We start from the raw sequence: 19,691 nt of genomic DNA on the forward strand, positions 1-19,691 counted from the left end.
AATTGATTACAATAAACGAATTACACCCATTTCCCACCATTCCTGTGTCAAATATGCTGCAAATATACATAAAACGGGCTAAAAAATTGGTATTTTAAAGCTGACGGCTATCGGCTGACGGCTATCGGCTGCAGGCTGAGCATGCCAAGGCCCTCTTTTCAAATACAACTATTTTCTATCCAATGCGTAAACGTTTGCATGATTGAAATAATGTGCTTAATTTAGCACAGAATCCAATTTAGAGACGAAATAACAAAAGCAATGAGCGTAAATTACGAATCGCGTTATGCGATTGGCCCACATGAAACCAAGGCGTTGGATACAAAGGCGTTGCGGGACAATTTTTTAATTGAAAACGTGTTTGCGGATGATACCATACAATTGGTATATACCCATTACGACCGCTACCTGGCGGGTGGAGCGAAGCCGGTAGGCAAACCTCTTCCGTTGGAAACCATTGACGCGCTGAAAGCATCCTATTTTTTGGAGCGGCGTGAATTGGGTATCATCAACGTGGGCGGTGCGGGGAAGGTTTCTGTGGACGGTGAAGTGTATGAACTGGGCTTTAAAGAGGCTTTGTATGTAGGCCGAGGGCACCGGGATGTGGTGTTTTCCAGTGACAATGCTGGAAGGCCGGCCAAGTTTTACCTGAATTCAGCGCCGGCACACCGTGCGTATCCATCCAAGAAAGTGACGAAAGCCGAAGCGGAAACCGTGGAGCTAGGAAGCCTGGAAACAGCCAATCACCGCGTAATCAATAAATTATTGGTCAACAGTGTAGTCGAGACCTGTCAATTACAGATGGGAATGACCGAATTGAAAACCGGCAGTGTATGGAATACCATGCCAGCACACACCCATGACCGCCGCATGGAAGTTTATTTTTATTTTGAGGTTCCTGAAGGTCAATCCGTAAGTCATTTCATGGGCCAACCAGAAGAAACGCGTCACATCTGGATGCAAAACGAACAGGCAGTAATTTCTCCTCCTTGGTCCATTCATGCCGGTGCGGGCACTAGCAATTATACCTTCATCTGGGGAATGGCGGGCGAAAACCTCGACTATGACGATATGGACAAACGTGCCATTACTGAATTGAAATAATACATCTCAAAAACAGGAATAAGACAATGCATAAAACAACTAATCTGGGCTGCTTGCTTTTGGTGTACACCCTGTTGACTGCATGTGGGACTGGCCAACGGAAACAAACCATTGTTATCAGCAATCCAACTAACCAGAATCGGCATGAGCTGGTTGCCATCCCTTATGCGGAATGGACAGGCGCCTTCGGAACAGAGAGTGTCTTTAAAATTATAGACGCATCAAGTGGCATAGAAATCCCCTACCAACTGGAAACAAAGGGAACGCCGTCAACGCAGCACATTTTGCTTGAAGTAACGGTCCGGGCATCGGAACGTATCATGCTGACCGTGGAAAAATCGGCCCCGGCTCCGGTGCGGGCACGTACATACGCACGCTACGTGCCCGAGCGGTATGACGACTTTGCCTGGGAAAATGATGTGGTGGCTTTCCGGATGTACGGTAAGGCACTCGAAGGGCGGCCGGATGATGCTCACGGGCTTGATCTCTGGTCAAAAAGAACGACAGACCTGGTGGTTGATAAATGGTATGCCAACGGAGATTACCATACGGATCATGGAGAAGGCATGGATTATTACTCGGTCGGAATGACCTTGGGAGCGGGAGATATCGCTCCATTTGCCGACGATACCATCGTCTTTTCCAAGCACTATCGTCAATATGAAATAGTGGACAATGGCCCATTGCGGAGTACGTTTAGACTCACGTATGAACCGTGGCAGGTGGGAACGAGAACGGTGTCGGTCACTAAGCAGTTTACGTTGGATGCGGGATCGCAACTGAACCGTGTAGATGTCACATACTCGGTAGACGGAGAAGGCGTACTGCCGGTAGCCATTGGCGTTGCACGCAGGGAACAGCCGGGAAATCTTTTGCAGGAAGAACAAGCAGGTATCTTTGGGTATTGGGAGCCTGAGATCGGTAATCACGGCATTACCGGAGTCGGGGTTATTCTGGAAAAAGGGGGTTTTTCGGGGTTTGGCGAATTATCCAATCAATACCTGGCTTTCACGGAAGCAACAGATGGAACGCCGCTGACGTACTACGTAGGGGGAGCGTGGAACAGAGCGGGAACTTATACGTCTGCAGAAGCATGGTTTGATTACTTGCATGCATTTAAGGAACGGTTGGCTTCGCCGCTAAACGTAGAAATAAACTAATAATCAGTAATGGCAATCACACACTTATTTGATCTAACGGGTAAAATTGCGCTGGTGACGGGGTGCAAAAGAGGAATCGGAAAGGCGATTGCGGAAGCGTTAGCCGAAGCAGGTGCAGACATTATTGGCGTGTCCGCATCGTTGGAGACTGGGGGAAGTGAGGTTTCGGCATCGGTAGAGCGATTGGGGCGCAAGTTTTATGCCTATCAAGCCGATTTTGGCAACAGAGAGGCGCTGTATGCATTTATCAAGCAGATCCGGGCGGAACATCCCCGCATTGATATTTTGTTTAACAATGCCGGAACCATCCTGCGTAAGCCTGCTGCGGAGCACCCCGATGACTACTGGGATGCCGTGGTTGGGATCAATCAAAACGCTCCGTTTATCCTCACGCGCGAAATCGGGAGGGACATGGTGGCACGTGGCAGCGGTAAGATTATTTTCACGGCTTCACTGCTTACCTTTCAGGGGGGTATCAACGTGCCGGGCTATGCCGCCTCCAAAGGTGCGGTAGGGCAGTTAACCAAGGCGTTTGCCAATGAATGGGCATCGAAGGGTGTCAACGTGAACGCCATTGCGCCGGGTTACATCTCCACCGATAATACGGAGGCACTGCGTGCCGATCCCGACCGAAGCCGTTCAATTCTGGAACGCATACCCGCGGGCCGATGGGGTGAATCCGAGGATTTCAAAGGACCGGCCGTGTTTTTAGCTTCTGATGCGTCCAACTACGTGCATGGAACTATTCTGACGGTGGATGGCGGCTGGATGGGAAGGTAGAGGGTGGTCGGTGATGGGTGGACGGTTATCGATACAGGCCTTTATTTTCGATGAAGGCCATTACGCTGTCTGGCACAAAGTACCGGATGTTTTTGCCGTTTTTCACGGCGTTGCGGATGAAGGTGGATGAAAATTCCATCAATGGGGTGTCGGTAAGCGTAATGGAGGGATGCTGGGTCCACTCCGGTGCGGCAGGATAATCGGGCCTGGGGTAGACCTGGATATGATAGTCGCGCAGGATGATTTCGTAATTCTTCCATTTTTTGAGCGACTGGAGGTTATCTGACCCCATGATAAGCACGAAGTCGGTTGTTGGATATTTTTCCCGTAGGTGTATGAGGGTATCGATGGTGTAGGAAGGTTGGGGCAGCGAAAACTCAATGGTGCTGCTGCGGATGTTCTCGGCGCGTTCAATAGCGAGGTTCACCATCTCCAGCCGGTCGTACATATTGATGAGGGAACCTTTTTTCTTCAACGGATTGTGGGGAGATACTACCAGCCACACTTCATCAAGTCCGGTATAATTTGCCATGTAATTGGCGATGATCAGATGCCCGGTATGTATGGGATTGAACGAACCGAAAAACAATCCTATTTTCCGCATGGCATATTCCTTTATTCCGTCGAGAGGAAGGTAAGCATCAATTGTTCGGCTTCGGTGCAGGCTACGTCAAGATTGTCATTCTTGAGAATGACGTCAAAACGGTCTGCATACACAAGCTCTTTTTCCGCCTTTGCAACCCGTTCACGCAGCTTTTCTTCGCTATCCGTACCGCGCCCGCGCAGGCGCTGTACCAAAACTTCCAACGAAGGCGGCTGTACAAATATAGCGAGGGCCCGGTCGCCGAATTTACGTTTGAGGTGCAGGCCTCCTTCCACGTCGATATCGAAGATGACGTGTTTTCCGAGGGCCCATATCCGTTCCACTTCCGAGCGGAGCGTGCCGTAAAATGTACCCGAATAGACCTCCTCAAATTCAATGAATTCTTTTTTTGCAACCCGGTGCAGAAATTCTTCCTTGGAGATAAAATAGTAATCTCTTCCGTTCACTTCGCCTTCGCGGGGCGTGCGCGTGCTGGCCGAAATCGAAAACGAAATCTTGTCGGGATGTTTGGACAGCAGGTGCCTAACGATGGTGGTTTTGCCCGCACCGGAAGGAGCAGAGAATATGACGAGTTTACCTTCCATGGGATTACAGCACGTTTAGCAGTTGTTCCTTAATCTTTTCGAGTTCTTCTTTCATGCGTATTACGATCTGTTGGATTCCCGCATGGTTAGCTTTAGAGCCCAGTGTATTGATTTCCCGGCCCATTTCCTGGGAAATGAAACCGAGCTTCTTGCCGTTGGCATCTGCTGCGTCAAGCGCCTGCAGGAAATAATTGCAATGGCTACGCAAACGCACCTTCTCTTCGGTGATGTCCAGCTTGTCGATGTAAAAGATCAGTTCCTGTTCAAACCGGTTCATATCGACATTTTCCTTACCAACAGTTTCGTCCATATACTGGCTGATCCGGTCACGGATGAGGGGTATGCGGTCGGTTTCAACCGCTTCGACTTCCGTCAACAGACGGAGAATGTCCTGAGTCCGTGTAGATAGGTCCTGTTTGAGCACGACACCTTCGTCCTTCCGGAACTCGTTAAGCTGGGCTACCGCCTCCTGAAAGGCATTCAGGAGCAGGGCGGCTTCTTCTTCGTCTGCCTCCTCTTCGTTGTGGCTGATGACCTCGGGCATGTTGAGGGCCAGCTCAAACAGATTTCCGCGGTTGGTACCCAACTCGTTGGCCACAGCCTCCAGCTGTCGGAAATAATTTTTAAGCAATTCTGTATTGATGGTAGCTGCGGCAGCCGTCTGATCCACATACTCCACGGTAACGGTGATGTTTACCTTGCCCCGCTCGATAAGCCGGGTGCATTCGCTGCGGAGCGTTAGCTCTTTGTCGGAAAAGGCTTTGGGCAGTCGCAGTGTTAATTCCAGAAACTTGGAGTTCAGGGATTTTATTTCGACGGTATATTTTACCTTATGGTTGTCTCTGGCACCGCAGCCATACCCAGTCATGGATTTAATCATGTGCAAAGGTAACAAATAAAAGCCGAGCGGAGCAACGGTGCGCGTTTGCGTTTTTTGAACAGTATGCTTGAACAACCGCACCGGTGCAGTTGCTCAAGCATATCATGGAGAGTTAACTACGATGAGGTGCGCAGATAGACATTTTTATAGGACGACTTCAGGATGATGTGCGTGCCACCTCCGTTGATTGATCCTTCGATCTGCTCGGAGACACTGCCTATAGCCACGGGAGGCGTTGGCGGAGGCATATCCGGAAATATCGTTTCCGCGGCCGGGTCCCCCGTAACCGCCTTTATCGAAGGCTCGGTTTTTTCGGTCATTGATTTGGGCTCGGTTTTTATATCAAATGCCTCCGCCGCATATAGCTTACCGTAGGAAGTGCTCAGAGAGAGCGTAGCTTTGGTCGCCGCAGGAAGGGATACATCGACATGGCCATATACCGATACAATGGAAATGGGGCCGGTGATCGACGGATTAAAAACAGCTTCCACACCGTTGTATACCGACTTGACGTTCATCGGCCCACTGTTATCCTCCAACCTTACTTCGTTATAACTCGTGGACACTTCGATTTCACCCCGAATTCCTTTGATGAGGAGAGAATCTGCCATAAAACTGTTGTCGTTGTGGAAAACAACGCCCATTTGCCGGGGGACACGGATGCGCAGCAGCTCTTCGTCATTCTGGTTTCCCACCGCGAAAACCTCGATGTTTCCGTCTTTTTCAACGACACTTATTCCCAAGCCGGTGTTATCTTTGAGTCCGGTGCTGCTCAATACCTGGAGGCCCTTCGCTCGCTCGTCTTCTTCTTCTACAGTTCCTGCTTTTGAGAAAATAATTTCGTTTCCATCGTAGCCCTCGATCCGTGCACCCTGAAGGTTGACTAGTAGTTTGCCGTTGTTTTTGCTGACGCGGTAATCGCGCTGGGCCCATGCGGGGATGCTCAGTAGCGTGAGCAGCGCGAAAGTGAGAATTTGCTTGTTCATATGATTTTATATTTTCTGTTTTACCAGTTGTTGTTACGATTTTGACAGGGATATTACCTACAGTTTATTTTTCTTTAACAATACAGCATACGCCTCATCTCGGACTGCGCGGAAGGTGTAGGGATCTTCGGCCAGCGAAAACAGCGTCCGGTCGATCTCTCCGTCATCCAGTTGACTGACAATCTTAATGATTCCGAGTTGTACCAGTGGATCATCTTGTTCCACCAGTGATTTTTGGAATATATCCACAATGTCGGGTTGATCCAGGTGCTGGCCCAATACATCCAGTGCTGCCAGGCGTACATTTGTATTGCCATCGCGATTCATGGTTTGCGCAAGCAGGGTTAGTGAACGGTGGTCTAACTGCTGGTTCTGTTCGATTTCGAGGATAGCGGCCAGGCGGGTGCTTGCAGACGAACTGTCGCGAAGCCGGGTGGCGAAGGAAGGTGTTTGTGGCGCTGTCAGCACTGCATTGGTCCGGCTATGCAGGTTTTTGCTGAGCTTGGCTGCCGCCTGTTGGGACGGCGGCGACAAGGGAGGAGCCTCTTCGGTTTCTATCGGGTTGGTGGATGTATTTGCCGGTGCGTGTCCGGTTGGTTGATGCTCGTCGGTAAGCAGCTTGGTAGCAGCCAGTGGCTGATCTGTGGTCGGACGATTGATATTGAACAACCAGTAGGCACTAAGTACGGCAACCAGCAAAGAGGCAGCTGCCAGCCAGGGTATATAGGGCAAGCGTTGAAAAACAGTTTTGTTTTTATTGATCCTGTCCCGGTCGGCCTGGAGCTGTGCATGCAGGCGTTGGAGGACATCCGCGGAAGGGTCGAGATGGTCGAATTCATCGCGGTGCTTGTTTACAAAATCTTCCAAGTCATCTTTCATCTGTAACTAATTTTGTTCCATCGGTCAGATGGAGCTTATCCTATTTAAAATTTACATTTCCTTGTGTGCTAAAAATGAAATTTTAAACAGGAACGGTTCATAATAACATATTCTTTTCCAGTGACTGTATTACTTTTTTCTTGGCGCGGTGGTACTGTGTACGCACGGTGCTATGGGAAATTCCCAATAAGCTTGCTATCTCTTCGTGCCGCATTTCTTCAAAAACATAGAGACTCAGTATGGTTTTATATCCCGTTGGCAGTTGGTCTATCGCTTGCCGCACCTCTTCGACCTTCCGGTCCGCCAATCGGTCCGCATCTTCGTCGTAGTGCGCTTCGTCTGCGATACCCACCAAATCCGCATCTGAAAATGAGATTCTCTGCTTACGGAGATGGGTGATCGAGCGGTTCAGCGCAATCCGCTTAACCCAGGCACCGAAACTGGAGGCCTGCTGCAGGCGATGTATGTCTTTAAAGGCGTGATAAAACGACTCTTGAAGAATATCCTCCGCTTCTGCCGTATGTGAAACGATACGGCAAATGGAGTTATATATCGTCCGGGCGTGTTTATTGTATAATCCGGTGAATCCCCCTTCATGGCCTTTGAGGCAAAGCGCGACAAGTTCCGTTTCGTTCATTGTTGGCGGCACGTATGCAAACTTATGTGTTTTATCTGTTAGTCGTCAAACACCGAAAAATGTTGCATGAAGGATTTTGTGACCGTAGATAGAGGTTGTTGCGGGGCTTTATGAGGCTGGTGTTTGAATTGTGGTTTTTAAATAGAGGCTCAACCAGCACCTGGTTGAGCCTAAGTCTACTGTCCGGACTTTGTACGCACGGGATGCAAAGCCACCGGAATGGCTAGATTAAAGATCGTCACCCCACAGGGTAATTTCGCCAATATTCACACAATTTGATCCTTGCCAATTGGAGTTTTTAATAACCAGACGGATATAGCGGACGCGGCTGGAATCATCATCGACCATGTATTCCCAACCGGCAGCCCATTCCGCCGTTTGATCTTCGGTAGTTCCGGGTTTCAGAATTTCGTGGTCGCCTACCAATTTCCAGTCGTTCTTCCAGTCATCCGATGCCCAGTAAGCCTCGTCATTTGCTGGTCTCGTCAACTGATCCGTTGCCCAAATTTCAAAATAACGCGGGCTGTGCCCTGAAAAGGCACCGGCATCCGTACGCGGCCATATCCGGAAACGACTGAGTTCTGCCTGTACTCCCATGTCAAATGTAAAACGATGGGGGAAGTCAAATCCGGGCGCATTTTCTACCGTATGCAGGATGTTTGGATTGCTTGTGCCCCCATCCCATATTCTTGCCAAGTTTCTGTCGCCGTTGACGGAAGTGTTATCTCCGGCCAATGCGACGATCGCAAAATTCGATTTATTGATTTCGCGCTCCAACTTAGGCAGTACATATTCCCTTACCGGTGCCTCCAACGGTTCCAATGCATTTTCAGGCAGGTGCGTGGTAACGATACCAATTACATCGTCTGTCTCCAGGCCGGTTAATACGGTCTGCATTTCGTCATTCTCCACGCGAAGGGACTGCTCTATCCCGCCTACCGTATAATTCACGGTAACATATTGAACGGTGCTGCTGGCAATCGGCTCCCATTCGATGAGCATGGTTCCATCCAATTGCTTTGTAATGGCCGATACGCTCCTATTCCTTAGCGACTGGATATAAAACTCGCCAAAAACGGTAACGACCAGCTCGGTGGGTATAGAGAAGTGCCCTTGATTGTCTTGGGTAATGAATTCAAACGTATAGGTACCTTCGTCTAAGTTCTCGAGATCATAGGACAAATTGATCCTACCGCTTTGCGTACGGCTCACATCGATCACGACGGAATCCGTCCGCTTGTTCCAATAAATAACCGTCTTGGTAATCCTCGGATCCGCATTAACTTCCCAATCGAACCTGATCTTTTTGTATCCCGACAAGGCCTTGAGTGAATCCACAACGCCCGTATAAATCCCTTCTCCGAAATCGTAGTATTGCTGGTGGATGCTATTCATGTCATCGCAACCCATCACGCCGAGTTGGGTGATGATGGCGCATAGGATTGCCCATTTTTTCACAATCTTCTCCTGAATTTTTTTCATGGCTATATTCATGCTTAACTTCTTAGAAAAATCCTTATTCTTCTATCACTCCGTCATCTCCATAGATGGATACTTCCGCAATGTGCATTGCGGGAGTCCTTGCCCAGGTTTCTTTCACCACAAATCTGAGGTAGCGGACTTCTCCAACTCCGGATTCGAATATAAATTCACTTCCGGCTTGCGTAGCAGCTTCGTCATCTGCGTTTGTTTGCCCCAAGGGAAGCCCTGAGGGCTTGATTTGCTCAAAGTCCCCAATCAAAATCCAATCATCTTTCCATGCTTCGCCACTCCAGTATGGATCGTTGATGCCATGGGTCAGCTCCTTACTACCCCACACTTCGAAATACCGTAAATTGTGCTGATTGAAAACGTAACCATCCTGCCTATTCCAAAGCATCATTCGGCTTAGCTTGGCTTCTACCCCCAAATCGATCGTAAATGTCTGCGGAGGTGTAAAACCGGCATCCGGGACGGTATGCCAAATCACCTGGACATTGCCATCCCAGATATTGCTGATGGGACGGCTGTTATGAGACGTATAGTTGTCTCCCGCCAGATGCCCGTCCTTGAAGTTGCTTTTATCCAACAATTTTTCATAAAGTGGTTCGGCCGCCACAACCAGGGTATCGGTGGTGTTCCCAAACCGATCGATCAGGCTTACGCCGAATTTCCTTTGATCGGTGTTGTAGCCCCTGATCGAGCGCTTTTCTTCCGTTGTTGACGAGTAGACCAGATCGTATTCTTCCCATTCCCCTTCGTCGCTCATTGCATACAAAAATGCGCCTATCAAGGCATTCGATTCATTTTTCCATCGGATAACCACCCCGCCAAAATCGGGTTCCAAGGTAATGGTCTTAAATACCGACCGGAAAGGAGGCTCCAAGGGAACGAAAGACCCTTTATACGGCTCCGATTTGTTCTCGCTATGGTCCACCAAAGAAAGAGTAAAATCACAGGGAACAATGTCTGCCAGGCCTTCGATGATGACATAGTTGTTGTAAACCGAAGAGCGGGCAACTTTCTTTTCGTCATTGAAGATATATTCGCATGTGACGTACGATATATCCGTTTCATCCGGAAGGTCGTAACTGATTTTTGCCCCTCCGGGCAGCGATTCAATACTGACATTGGTCACGGCGGAGGGGGGTGTGCGGTCGACCGGCGTTTGGCCGATATTCTCTTCTTTGCAAGATACCGCGATTCCTATTCCCATCAGAATGAGGCACCGGAAGAAAAAGGATGAATGGGTTATATTTTTGAAATAATTCATGATTCTACGATATATAATTGACGAAGATTTACCATCCTGGATTTTGCTTTAAATTGGGGTTTTGAATGATGGTGGTCATCCATAAGGGCCAGAGGTAATCTTTTGTGGTATAGTTTCTATTGTTGAAATAGGTTACAATTTGGTAATACTCCTCAGGCTTGACTCCCTGGTGATCCCAGCCCTGTACAGGCTGATTCATGTACCGCATCGCATCTTTCCAACGGCGTAGATCAAACATGCGTTGCCCTTCAAAGGCTAATTCAATTAATCGTTCGCGTTTTATAATTTCGCGCATTCCCTCTTTGGTGGTGGGTTTTCCCGGGATGGTTCCATATTTGGCCCACGACTGGACCACACCTTCCAACCCCGCCCGGAAGCGGATGCTATCGACCCATTGATATACTTCATTATCCGGTTCAATTTTTACCTCGTTTGCAGCTTCCGCGCGCAATAGGTAAAGATCGCTCAGCCGAATAAGCGGTATTGAAAATCGATAGGGGCTAGGAGACGCAGTGGTCGTTGCCGATCTGAAACTTACCAACTTTTTAATAAAATATCCGGTTTTGATGTGTGCATCGTTGAAAACCACGCCATGGGGATCTCCACTACGGTTTTTGATCACCAGGGTTTGGTCTTCCGGCTGTGCTAATGCTTCATACAGACTGCGGTCAAAAGCCAAATGTGCATAGAACCGCGGCTCCCGGTAAAAATTGAGGTTGGCCGTTGTTTCTCCCCTGCTGATGTAGTACCGGTGAAAAGAGCCCGTATCTCTTCGCATTTCATAGCGGTTGGAATAGCCCCAAAAACGGTCTTCATCAATCGGCACGCCATTTTGTGTATAATACTGTTCGGCAATTTTCAGCGTTGCGCTCAGTTCGGACGTACCACTATACGTTGTGAAAAACTTCGGTGTGCAGTAGTTTTGGAACTGGTTGGCATTATTGTACGCGGGATGCGCCCAAACGATTTCCGGGTTGTCAATGGGCCGTTCCGAAACCGCTCCCCGCAATGTATATTTTAAGAGTGTCGTATCGGACATTGTTTCAAAGCCCCGTTTGAAATGGAAAAGCGAATGGCCGTTTTGATGACAAATGTTAATGGCTTCATCTATCGCTTGCAATGCCCGCTCCCATTTCGCGTTCTCTGCTTGGGATGGAAAAAGTTGGATATCTCTTTTATCCGCATAGCTTACATAATCCGGATTTCCATTGAGAAGTGGGCTTGCCGCCCAAACGAGGGCTTTCGCCTTTACAGAAGCTGCAATGGATTTGGTTATGCGTCCCATATCCGTTGTCGTTTCCTCGATTTGATCGGGAAGGTTTTCCATGGATTCGTCCAAGAGGCGAACAACGAAGTTGACCACAGAATCTACCGGCTCGCGGAATACCCTGACATCTTCTGGATTTGCGTTGACGGGTTGATTGACATCGATAATGGGAATCGGCCCATAAAGCTGCAACAGGAAATAATGCAAATAGGCCTTGATGAACTTCACCTCCGATACCCAGCGGACGCGTTCCCAAGCTTGCAGATCCGGTACCTTTTCTATGTTTTCCAAAAAGATGTTGCAGTCGCGGATGCCTATCCATAGGTTCCGTCCGTCACGTCTACCGTCCCAGTAATTTTGAAAAGGGTCGGCCGAGTTCTGATCGTTCGTTGCGATTCTTGAACCGCTCCGGGCATTTAATCCCCCTACATTGGTGTCCCACCAGATCTCGTCGAAACCGACGTTTGCCGGATAGACAAAGGGATCGTTTTGATTGGGAAGCATGTTATAGCAACTGAAGAGGAATTTTTCTGAATTGATCCGATTTGAAAAGGCGTTGTCCAGCGTGGGAACGCCATCGGGAACAACGTTGAGGTATTCGGAGCAATTGGTCAAGCTGAATAAGCTTAAGACCATTGTAAGCTGTTTAACTATTTTGGTAAAATCTTTCATGTTGTTTCGTTGTTCTAAAATTCTACATTCACACCCATATTGACGACGCGCTGGAGGGGATAGTTGAAGGCATTGCCGGCTTGTTCGGGATCCCATAATTTGAAGGTGCGCAATTGGAATAGGTTACTGCCGGAGGCATAGACCCGCAGGCCCTTCACTCCGAATCTGTCTAAGTAACGCGTGGGCAGTGTATAGCCCATTTCTGCCGTTTTCAATCGGATAAATGAGCCCCTTCGCATCCACCAGGTGCTTGATACGTTGTTGTTGCTGATCGCTGTTTCGGATAAGCGCGGCCAAAAAGCGTAGATATTCCGATTGTCTTCCGACCAATGATCATCTGCAATGGCCTGCAGTAATGCCCGGTTGTTCGTCAATGTAGTTATATCGGTGCTCCCGGCAACGAAAGGAGCCGTGGCGTTGGGATCTATCCAAAATGCAGAGCGGTCGGATCCCTGAAAGAATACGGATAGGTCAAAATTCTTGTAGCCCAGAGATAGCCCGAATCCGTAATTGACCTCAGGGGTCGTTGGATAACCAATAGGCACCTGATCGTTTTCGTCTATCCGTCCATCCCTGTTGATGTCTTTATATTTGATATCCCCCGCCCCGTATTCGCCGAACGTTTGGATTGGGGAGTTTTTTACCTCTTCATCATCCAGGAAAAGTCGTTCGGCAATATACCCCCATCGCTGGGAAATCTTTTGTCCTTCCCTCGATCGCCAGGGCGTGGCTGAATAGTCGGGTTCTTCGTATATTTCAAACCGGCTGGCCGCGTAGGAGAAGTTACCCCTGACAATCGCCCACAGACCGGAAGCAAAGGCCTTATTATAATCGACCGAAATTTCGCCTCCCTTTCCACTTGCTTTTCCGATATTTGCTTTTGGCGTGGCCTGAAGTCCCATTGTGCTCGGTATATCGGCCCTGGTTTGGAGGATATTACTCCTGTTTTCCTGAAAGTAGTCCGCTTGGATTTCCAGGCTATTCCATAAGTTCAATTCCAAACCTAGATTGGTCTTTTGGCTGACTTCCCATGTAATAAACGGGTCTTCGTAGCGCGAAATTGAGATTCCGCTGCGATTATAGCCATACGTATCACCAAAACTGATGCCCCTGCCGCCGTCATTCATGTTGACATTGGACAGGTAATAGAACCGATCTTCTTTTAGCCCGATCTCATCATTTCCGACCAACCCATAGGTTGCCCGAAGTTTTAACTTGGAAATCACATTGCTGTACTTTTCCATGAAAGATTCGTTGGAAATGATCCATCCCAGTCCCGCTGACGGAAAAAAGCCCCACCGCTCATTCTTTGAAAAGCGTTCGGATCCATTGTATCCGAAGTTAGCTTCCAGGAAGTACGTTTCGCTATAGCTATAGGTAGCTCTTCCGGCGAGGCCCATGTTACGTTGGGGCAACGATAATTGCAAGGTATTGTAGGTGTTGTCTTTCCGTTCGCGTAGGGTTCCCACCAGCAAACCCGAAAGCGTGTGCTTTTCGGCAATGCTCGTTTGGTATTGGACAGCTCCTTCGAAGTACAGGGTATTTTCCATTTGCCGGTCGCCAGGCACATAGTCGAGATAATCTGTGCCGGCATCGGGATTAAGGGCAATCAACCGATAGTCATTGACACCTGCTATTTGTGGGGATAATGCGTAGTAAAACGGATTGTACTGACGCCTGACCTCTAGTTGTGCAAACCTGTTTACGTTCAATAAGCCTCTTGCGGAAAGCCCCTTGGTGATGAATTTCAGGTCTTGTTTTAACTCGAACTGAACATACATTGAGGAGCGGTCATTTGACCGGTACCCTTTTAACATTTCCGCATAGGGATTCAAATAGGTACCGGACGCGGTATTTCCGTATAAAATGTGTTTTGCGAAAATCGTTGATTCATCAGGTTCGTAATACGGTAAAAAATAGACAGGATTTGCCAATACCGCTTTATTATACAAGTTGGTGCCTCCGTATAGCGGCCCCTGGTAGTCGTCGAATACGCCGTTGAGGCGTACGATGGCTTCTGTGGTTTTTGTGAGATTAACATTGATATTGGACCGTAACGAGTATCTGTTTATATCGATGTTATTATTGAAATTTTGCCGGTTATCTACCTTAAGAATTCCTTGGTCTTTTGAATATGCTGCAGCAATGTAGTACCTCGCAATCTTTCCGCCTCCACTGACATTCAGGTTGTACCGCTGATTGAAGGTGTTCTTATCAAATAACAGATCCTGCCAGTCGACTGCGGGATAATACAATGGATCAATCCCCCGTTCCGTATAGTTTACCTTCTTTTCATCATATGGTAGGCGCATACCCGGTGTTCGCGTGCGCACGGCCTCATTGTGCAACTTCATATAGGTTACAGGATCTGCCAATTGTACATTCTCTGTGGGGCCGGAATAGGATCCTTCCGCCCTGAACTGCACTTTCACATCGCCCTCACGGCCTTCTTTGGTCGTCACTAGGATCACGCCATTAGCCCCCCGGGCACCATAGAGCGCTGTTGCATTGGCGTCTTTCATGATCGAAAAGCTGGCGATATCATCTACTGTCAAACGGGATAGATCTTCCGTTGTCATTTCCACGTTATCGATCAATATCAGTGGGTCTACCTTTCCCGTTCCGAAACTGGTTACGCCGCGGATGAAAAATTGGGCATTATCCGCCCCAGGCTCGCCCGTCCGTTGATAGGAAATCATGCCAGCGATGCGCCCGGCAAAAGCCGTGGTGAGGTTACTGGAAGGCACTCTTAAATCGGAAGGATTTACAGTGGTGATCGATGCAATCACGCTTTCTTTCTTTTGCTTGCCAAAGGCGACAACCACGACTTCGTCAACTTGCTGGGACGACTCCGTTAGTACGACATCTAGCGTATGTCGGTTTCCGACGGGCACTTCCTGGGCTTCATAGCCAACCATGGAGAATACCAAGATGGCTTTGTCGGGCACTTCCAATGCATAGCGTCCGTCTTGATCGGTGCTGATTCCCACCGCAGCACGGTTTTTCACCACTACAGATACCCCGGGCAGGGGCTCTCCGTTTTTTTGGGTAACCCGCCCCGTTACCACGCGTTCCTGCGGCGGTGGAATTGGGGAAAGGGTTACTTTTGGAAGCGTACCCTTGAACTCGCGTCCGCTGATCGCTATGGTTTTGTCCTTAATTTCGTAAATCAATCCTCTTGAAGTCAGGATGTTATTCAACACCATTTCCAATGGCTTGTCTTTCACATTCAGTGAAACCAGCATGTTCTTTTTCACGTATTGATCGTTATAAATCACCAAATAGTCGGTTTGCAATTCGATGGCCTCAAGGACCTTGATAATGGATTGCTGTTTGACCTTTAGCGTGACGGTTTGAGATAGCGATGCTCCACTTACATGCAGGCAAGCGACTGTTAACAACAGCGATGTCAATCTCATAATTCGGAGTATTGGGTAGAGGCCATTGGGCGTTATTCGCTTACCCAATGGATAAAATACATAATTTATCATTACGTTTGTACGTTTAGATAGATTTAAATGGTTTTTATTTTCGGTTTTAAACTGTTGCTGCTAAACAAAAGGGGGAGTGTTGGTAGCACTTCCCTTTCCTGTCTTTCTGGGTGGTCATATGTTTCTCATAGTTTCAAAGTTTAATGTGTGATAATTGGTTATTTATTCATTGGAAGACCTTATCGAATAATCAATGTTCGGCCGTCCAACTGGATTTTTGCTTTCGTCGGCGTACCCAGCAGGCCTAAAACTGTCATCAGCGACAATCCCCGCCTCATCTTTCCACTGATTGTTTCCCTGGGCACGGCACCGTCATAGACTACATCCACGTCGTACCAACGGGCAATCTCGCGGATCAGCTCATCGAAGGGCGTATGTTCAAAATAGAAAAGACCGTCTTTCCAAGCCGTGTATTTGCGAACATCTACGGAGACCACGTCCACCGTCGCTTCGCCGACGATCGCCTGCTCTCCGGGCTTTATGGTGACCGGTGATCGATGGCCGGTTCCTCCGGCGGTTGGAGGAAGGGCGGGCGCCACGCGCACGGAACCTTCTACAAGCGTTGTTTTCTTAGGTTCTCCGGGGTAGGCTGAAAGATTAAATTCGGTACCCAAGACCTCAACCGTTTGTCCGGTCACTTTTATCCGGAATGGCCAATCGCCTGATTCTCTTTTGGATACAGAAAAATACCCCTCGCCCTCAAGCTCCACCGTCCTTTCGTCGCTGCCGAAGCGCGATGGATATTTCAACTTGGAATGCGCATTGAGCCAAACTTTGGTTCCGTCAGCCAATGTGACCTGATAGGTGCCACCCCCGGGAACCGACAATTCCAGTGGAACGGCCTCTTCGACTTCAAGACCTACGAGTTCCGCACCTTCCTCATACAGGATTTGGTCTTGGTCCACTATAATGCCGGATTGCGTTTCGCTAAGGTTGATTCGGCGTCCACCAGCCAAAGTCAGGATGGCACGGTTTCCTCCAGGCACGACATCCGATGGCTTCGAGGTGGCTATTTCAGGTTCCCTGTCGGTCTGGTGGGTATAAAAAATCCAAGTTATGGACAAGGCGGTTAGGATTAATGCCGCTGCATAAGCGCGCCATCGCCAAATCCTTAGCTCTTGCCCGCGTTTCGGGGTAAGCCCTGCCCGGCGGCGCACATCCTCAAACAATGCTTCATTATTTAATAGAAAATGTAAATCTTCTTTTTGAAGCGGATGCTGCTGTCCCTGTTGGTGATACCAATTCTCCAACAGTGCACGTTCCTGATCGGTGGCCTCTCCTTGCAGGTACTTATTAATAATTTGCCGTACAGTTTCCTCAGTTATCACGAATTATAGTTGGTTACTAACTAATATAACTCGTAACTATGCGTTTGGGGGTATAAGAATTTTCTTTTTATACAATTTTATCTAAAAAACAACACTACCGCAATCCCCCTAAGTTTTGGAGTTTCGGCTTGATAATCTTCAATGCGTTATGTACCTGCTTTTTAACGGTCTGCTCGGAAAGTCCGAGCGCGTCTGCGATCTCCTTATGGGAGCGGCCCTCTTCACGGCTTGATATAAAAATCTCACGCATGCGGGGAGGTAGCCGATTAATTTCTTGTTCGACACGGGCGAAAATTTCTTTTTCTTCCAACAGGTCGGTCGCATTCCGATCAACTTTTTCCATAAACTGGGTGATCGAGTTAAGATAATCGCTACGTACCCGATTCTTTGCGATCAGGCTGAATACCCTGTTCCGTCCCTGTATGTATAAATAGGCCCCGAGGTTCGTATTATCGGCGAGCTGTTCGCGCTTAAGCCAGAGGCTGCTGAACACTTCTTGTATCACATCCCTGCATTCGTCATCATCCCGGAGGATACGATATACTTGTTGATATACGATTGCCCAATGCCGTTGGTACAAAATAGTAAATGCCTCTTCCTGCCCTTTCTTAAGCAAGCTCACCAATTCAGGATCGGACAGGTCTTGATATCTGATTTTGCCACCCATTCGAGTTATTGTTGCCGTGCATAAGCCATTCCCTATTCCCCCACTGAGGGGAACTTCTGGTTTCAAATATACATATCCAAAGAAGTTTACAACGTCTTTTCTTTTTTTCGTCCGCGGAACAGCTCGAAAAGCGGGGGCAGCAGCGAAAGCAGGATGATGGCAAATATCACGTAGGTGAAGTTATCTTTGATGACGGGCAGACCCCCGAAGAAATAGCCGAGGAATAAGAAAGAGGATACCCATAGAATGGCGCCAACAACGTTGTATGATGCAAACCGGCTGTAGCTCATGGTTCCGATACCGGCCACAAATGGTGCGAATGTGCGTATGATCGGAATAAAACGGGCGTAGATGATGGTCTTACCGCCATGTTTAATATAAAATTGTTGGGTTTTTTCCAGGTATTCTTTTTTCAGCAACTTATAGCGTCCGCTAAACGCTTTGGGACCAACGTATTTACCGATATGATAATTGGCCATATCGCCCAGTATACCCGCGGCAATCAATAGCAGGCACATGAGCACGATGCTTAGATCGGTTTCCGGCTTGGCGATGATCGCCCCTGCAGCGAAAAGCAGGCTATCACCCGGTAAAAAGGGCGTGATGACTAGCCCCGTTTCAGCAAAAATAATCAGAAATAGAATGAGATATGTCCATGTTTGGTAATCGTTGACAATCTCAACCAAATGCTGGTCGATGTGCAGGATAAAATCTATCAGGGAAGAGATGAGATCCAAACGATTAACCCATGTTGTTTAACATCACCGGCATTACCAGCATAAGAATATCCTCGTTTTCCTCCGAAACGGCGGGAACTAGCAATCCGGCACGATTTGGCGTACTCATTTCAAGGACCACTTCATCGCTATCGAGGTTCGTCAACATCTCTACCAGGAATTTGGCATTAAATCCGATTTCCATGTCGTCGCCTTCGAACTGGCAACTCAACCGTTCGTGTGCTTCGTTGGAAAAGTCAAGGTCTTCTGCCGAAATGTTCAGCTCACTGCCTGATATTTTGAGACGGACCTGGTGGGTTGTCTTATTGGCAAAGATGACCACACGCCGCAAGGAGTTCAGGAACGTGTGCCTGTCTAACGTCAGGCGGTTGGGATTAACCTGCGGGATAACCGCTTCGTAATCCGGATACCGCTCATCAATGAGCCGACAAATCAAATGAATGCTGCCGAATTTAAAGAAAGCGTTGGTGCTGTTGTATTCGACGGAAACGCCGATGTCTTCCGAAGGCAGGGATGACTTCAGCAATGACAGCGCTTTTTTGGGTAAAATCAATGAAGTCGGCTTTTGGGTGCCGATGTCTTTACGGCGGTAGCGTACGAGTTTATGGGCATCCGTGGCCACAAAGGTAGTCGATTGTTCGGCCAACTGCACTAATACACCTGACATGGCAGGCCGCAGTTCATCGTTACTTACGGCAAAAATGGTTTTGTTGATGGCTTCAGCCAACACCGATGCAGGCATGGTAACAGACGATGCATTATCCACAACCGGAATCTTGGGGAAATCATCTGCATTTTCACCACTGAGTTTATATTTACCGTCTCCGGCACTGATTTCCACCGCGAGGGTGGCTGTATCTACGGAGAATGCTACCGGTTGATCGGGCAACGTTTTGAGTGTTTCTATCAATATCTTGGAAGGCATCGCTACGCGGCCCTCTTCCTTTGCTTCGATAGGAAGCGAAGTGACCATGCTGGTCTGTAGATCCGTGGCCGAAATAGTCAGTACGTTATCCTTGATTTCGAACAGGAAATTTTCCAGAATAGGAAGCACTGTGCTGCTGCTTGACGCTCCGCTAACGGCCTGCAATTGCTTTAACAGTATGGATGTAGAAACAATGAATCTCATGGCTGAATAATCTTCCGTGCAATGATAAGGAAAA

General features: G+C 48.3%; 17 protein-coding genes. 3 read left to right on the forward strand and 14 right to left on the reverse strand.

From position 1 onward, the window contains the following. Positions 1-261: 261 nt before the first annotated feature. Genes kduI through IEX60_RS08815 form a run of 3 tightly spaced genes read left to right on the forward strand, consistent with a single transcriptional unit; the run spans position 262 to position 3,044 of the window. Positions 262-1,104, forward strand: coding sequence for a 5-dehydro-4-deoxy-D-glucuronate isomerase (kduI, locus tag IEX60_RS08805; RefSeq protein WP_188749641.1), 843 nt, complete (start codon positions 262-264; stop codon positions 1,102-1,104). A gap of 26 nt (positions 1,105-1,130) precedes the next feature. Continuing rightward, positions 1,131-2,264, forward strand: a complete 1,134-nt coding sequence (locus IEX60_RS08810; protein WP_188749643.1) for a BT3233 family polysaccharide utilization protein — start codon at positions 1,131-1,133, stop codon at positions 2,262-2,264. 9 nt (positions 2,265-2,273) lie between these two features. Further along, complete coding sequence (locus IEX60_RS08815; protein WP_373285034.1) at positions 2,274-3,044, forward strand: SDR family NAD(P)-dependent oxidoreductase; 771 nt, start codon at positions 2,274-2,276, stop codon at positions 3,042-3,044. Positions 3,045-3,069: 25 nt separating this feature from the next. On the opposite strand, the gene nadD is transcribed toward IEX60_RS08815, so the two are convergent. The 14 genes from nadD to dnaN all read right to left on the reverse strand — a co-directional run bounded on the left by nadD (position 3,070) and on the right by dnaN (position 19,657). Continuing rightward, entirely contained in the window at positions 3,070-3,648 is a 579-nt protein-coding gene (gene nadD, locus IEX60_RS08820; RefSeq protein WP_188749646.1) for a nicotinate (nicotinamide) nucleotide adenylyltransferase, read from the reverse strand. A gap of 11 nt (positions 3,649-3,659) precedes the next feature. After that, entirely contained in the window at positions 3,660-4,232 is a 573-nt protein-coding gene (gene gmk, locus IEX60_RS08825) for a guanylate kinase (protein ID WP_188749648.1), read from the reverse strand. A gap of 4 nt (positions 4,233-4,236) precedes the next feature. Further along, on the reverse strand, positions 4,237-5,112 hold the full coding sequence (locus tag IEX60_RS08830; protein WP_188749650.1) for a YicC/YloC family endoribonuclease: 876 nt from the start codon (positions 5,110-5,112) through the stop codon (positions 4,237-4,239). A gap of 116 nt (positions 5,113-5,228) precedes the next feature. Continuing rightward, on the reverse strand, positions 5,229-6,098 hold the full coding sequence (locus IEX60_RS08835) for a DUF4097 family beta strand repeat-containing protein (RefSeq protein WP_188749652.1): 870 nt from the start codon (positions 6,096-6,098) through the stop codon (positions 5,229-5,231). Between the two features lie 57 nt (positions 6,099-6,155). Beyond that, positions 6,156-6,977, reverse strand: coding sequence for a HEAT repeat domain-containing protein (locus IEX60_RS08840; protein WP_188749655.1), 822 nt, complete (start codon positions 6,975-6,977; stop codon positions 6,156-6,158). A gap of 97 nt (positions 6,978-7,074) precedes the next feature. Then, positions 7,075-7,614: an RNA polymerase sigma factor gene (locus tag IEX60_RS08845; RefSeq protein WP_188749657.1), complete on the reverse strand. Its 540-nt coding sequence runs from the start codon at positions 7,612-7,614 to the stop codon at positions 7,075-7,077. A gap of 228 nt (positions 7,615-7,842) precedes the next feature. Beyond that, positions 7,843-9,096, reverse strand: coding sequence for a DUF4998 domain-containing protein (locus IEX60_RS08850; RefSeq protein WP_188749658.1), 1,254 nt, complete (start codon positions 9,094-9,096; stop codon positions 7,843-7,845). Between the two features lie 34 nt (positions 9,097-9,130). Then, positions 9,131-10,366, reverse strand: coding sequence for a DUF5000 domain-containing lipoprotein (locus IEX60_RS08855; protein WP_188749661.1), 1,236 nt, complete (start codon positions 10,364-10,366; stop codon positions 9,131-9,133). A 28-nt stretch (positions 10,367-10,394) separates the two neighbouring features. Next, positions 10,395-12,269, reverse strand: a complete 1,875-nt coding sequence (locus tag IEX60_RS08860) for a RagB/SusD family nutrient uptake outer membrane protein (protein ID WP_229717485.1) — start codon at positions 12,267-12,269, stop codon at positions 10,395-10,397. 50 nt (positions 12,270-12,319) lie between these two features. Continuing rightward, complete coding sequence (locus IEX60_RS08865) at positions 12,320-15,724, reverse strand: TonB-dependent receptor (protein ID WP_188749664.1); 3,405 nt, start codon at positions 15,722-15,724, stop codon at positions 12,320-12,322. 251 nt (positions 15,725-15,975) lie between these two features. After that, complete coding sequence (locus IEX60_RS08870; protein ID WP_188749666.1) at positions 15,976-17,124, reverse strand: FecR family protein; 1,149 nt, start codon at positions 17,122-17,124, stop codon at positions 15,976-15,978. A 94-nt stretch (positions 17,125-17,218) separates the two neighbouring features. Further along, entirely contained in the window at positions 17,219-17,791 is a 573-nt protein-coding gene (locus IEX60_RS08875) for an RNA polymerase sigma factor (protein ID WP_229717486.1), read from the reverse strand. A gap of 86 nt (positions 17,792-17,877) precedes the next feature. Further along, positions 17,878-18,528: a DedA family protein gene (locus IEX60_RS08880; protein WP_188749667.1), complete on the reverse strand. Its 651-nt coding sequence runs from the start codon at positions 18,526-18,528 to the stop codon at positions 17,878-17,880. 4 nt (positions 18,529-18,532) lie between these two features. Further along, a complete protein-coding gene (gene dnaN, locus IEX60_RS08885; protein WP_188749668.1) occupies positions 18,533-19,657 on the reverse strand; it encodes a DNA polymerase III subunit beta in 1,125 nt (374 codons plus the stop codon). Positions 19,658-19,691 lie beyond the last annotated feature (34 nt).

The sequence above is a fragment of the Parapedobacter defluvii genome, from assembly GCF_014642075.1.
In the GTDB taxonomy this organism is placed as follows: Bacteria; Bacteroidota; Bacteroidia; order Sphingobacteriales; family Sphingobacteriaceae; genus Parapedobacter; species Parapedobacter defluvii.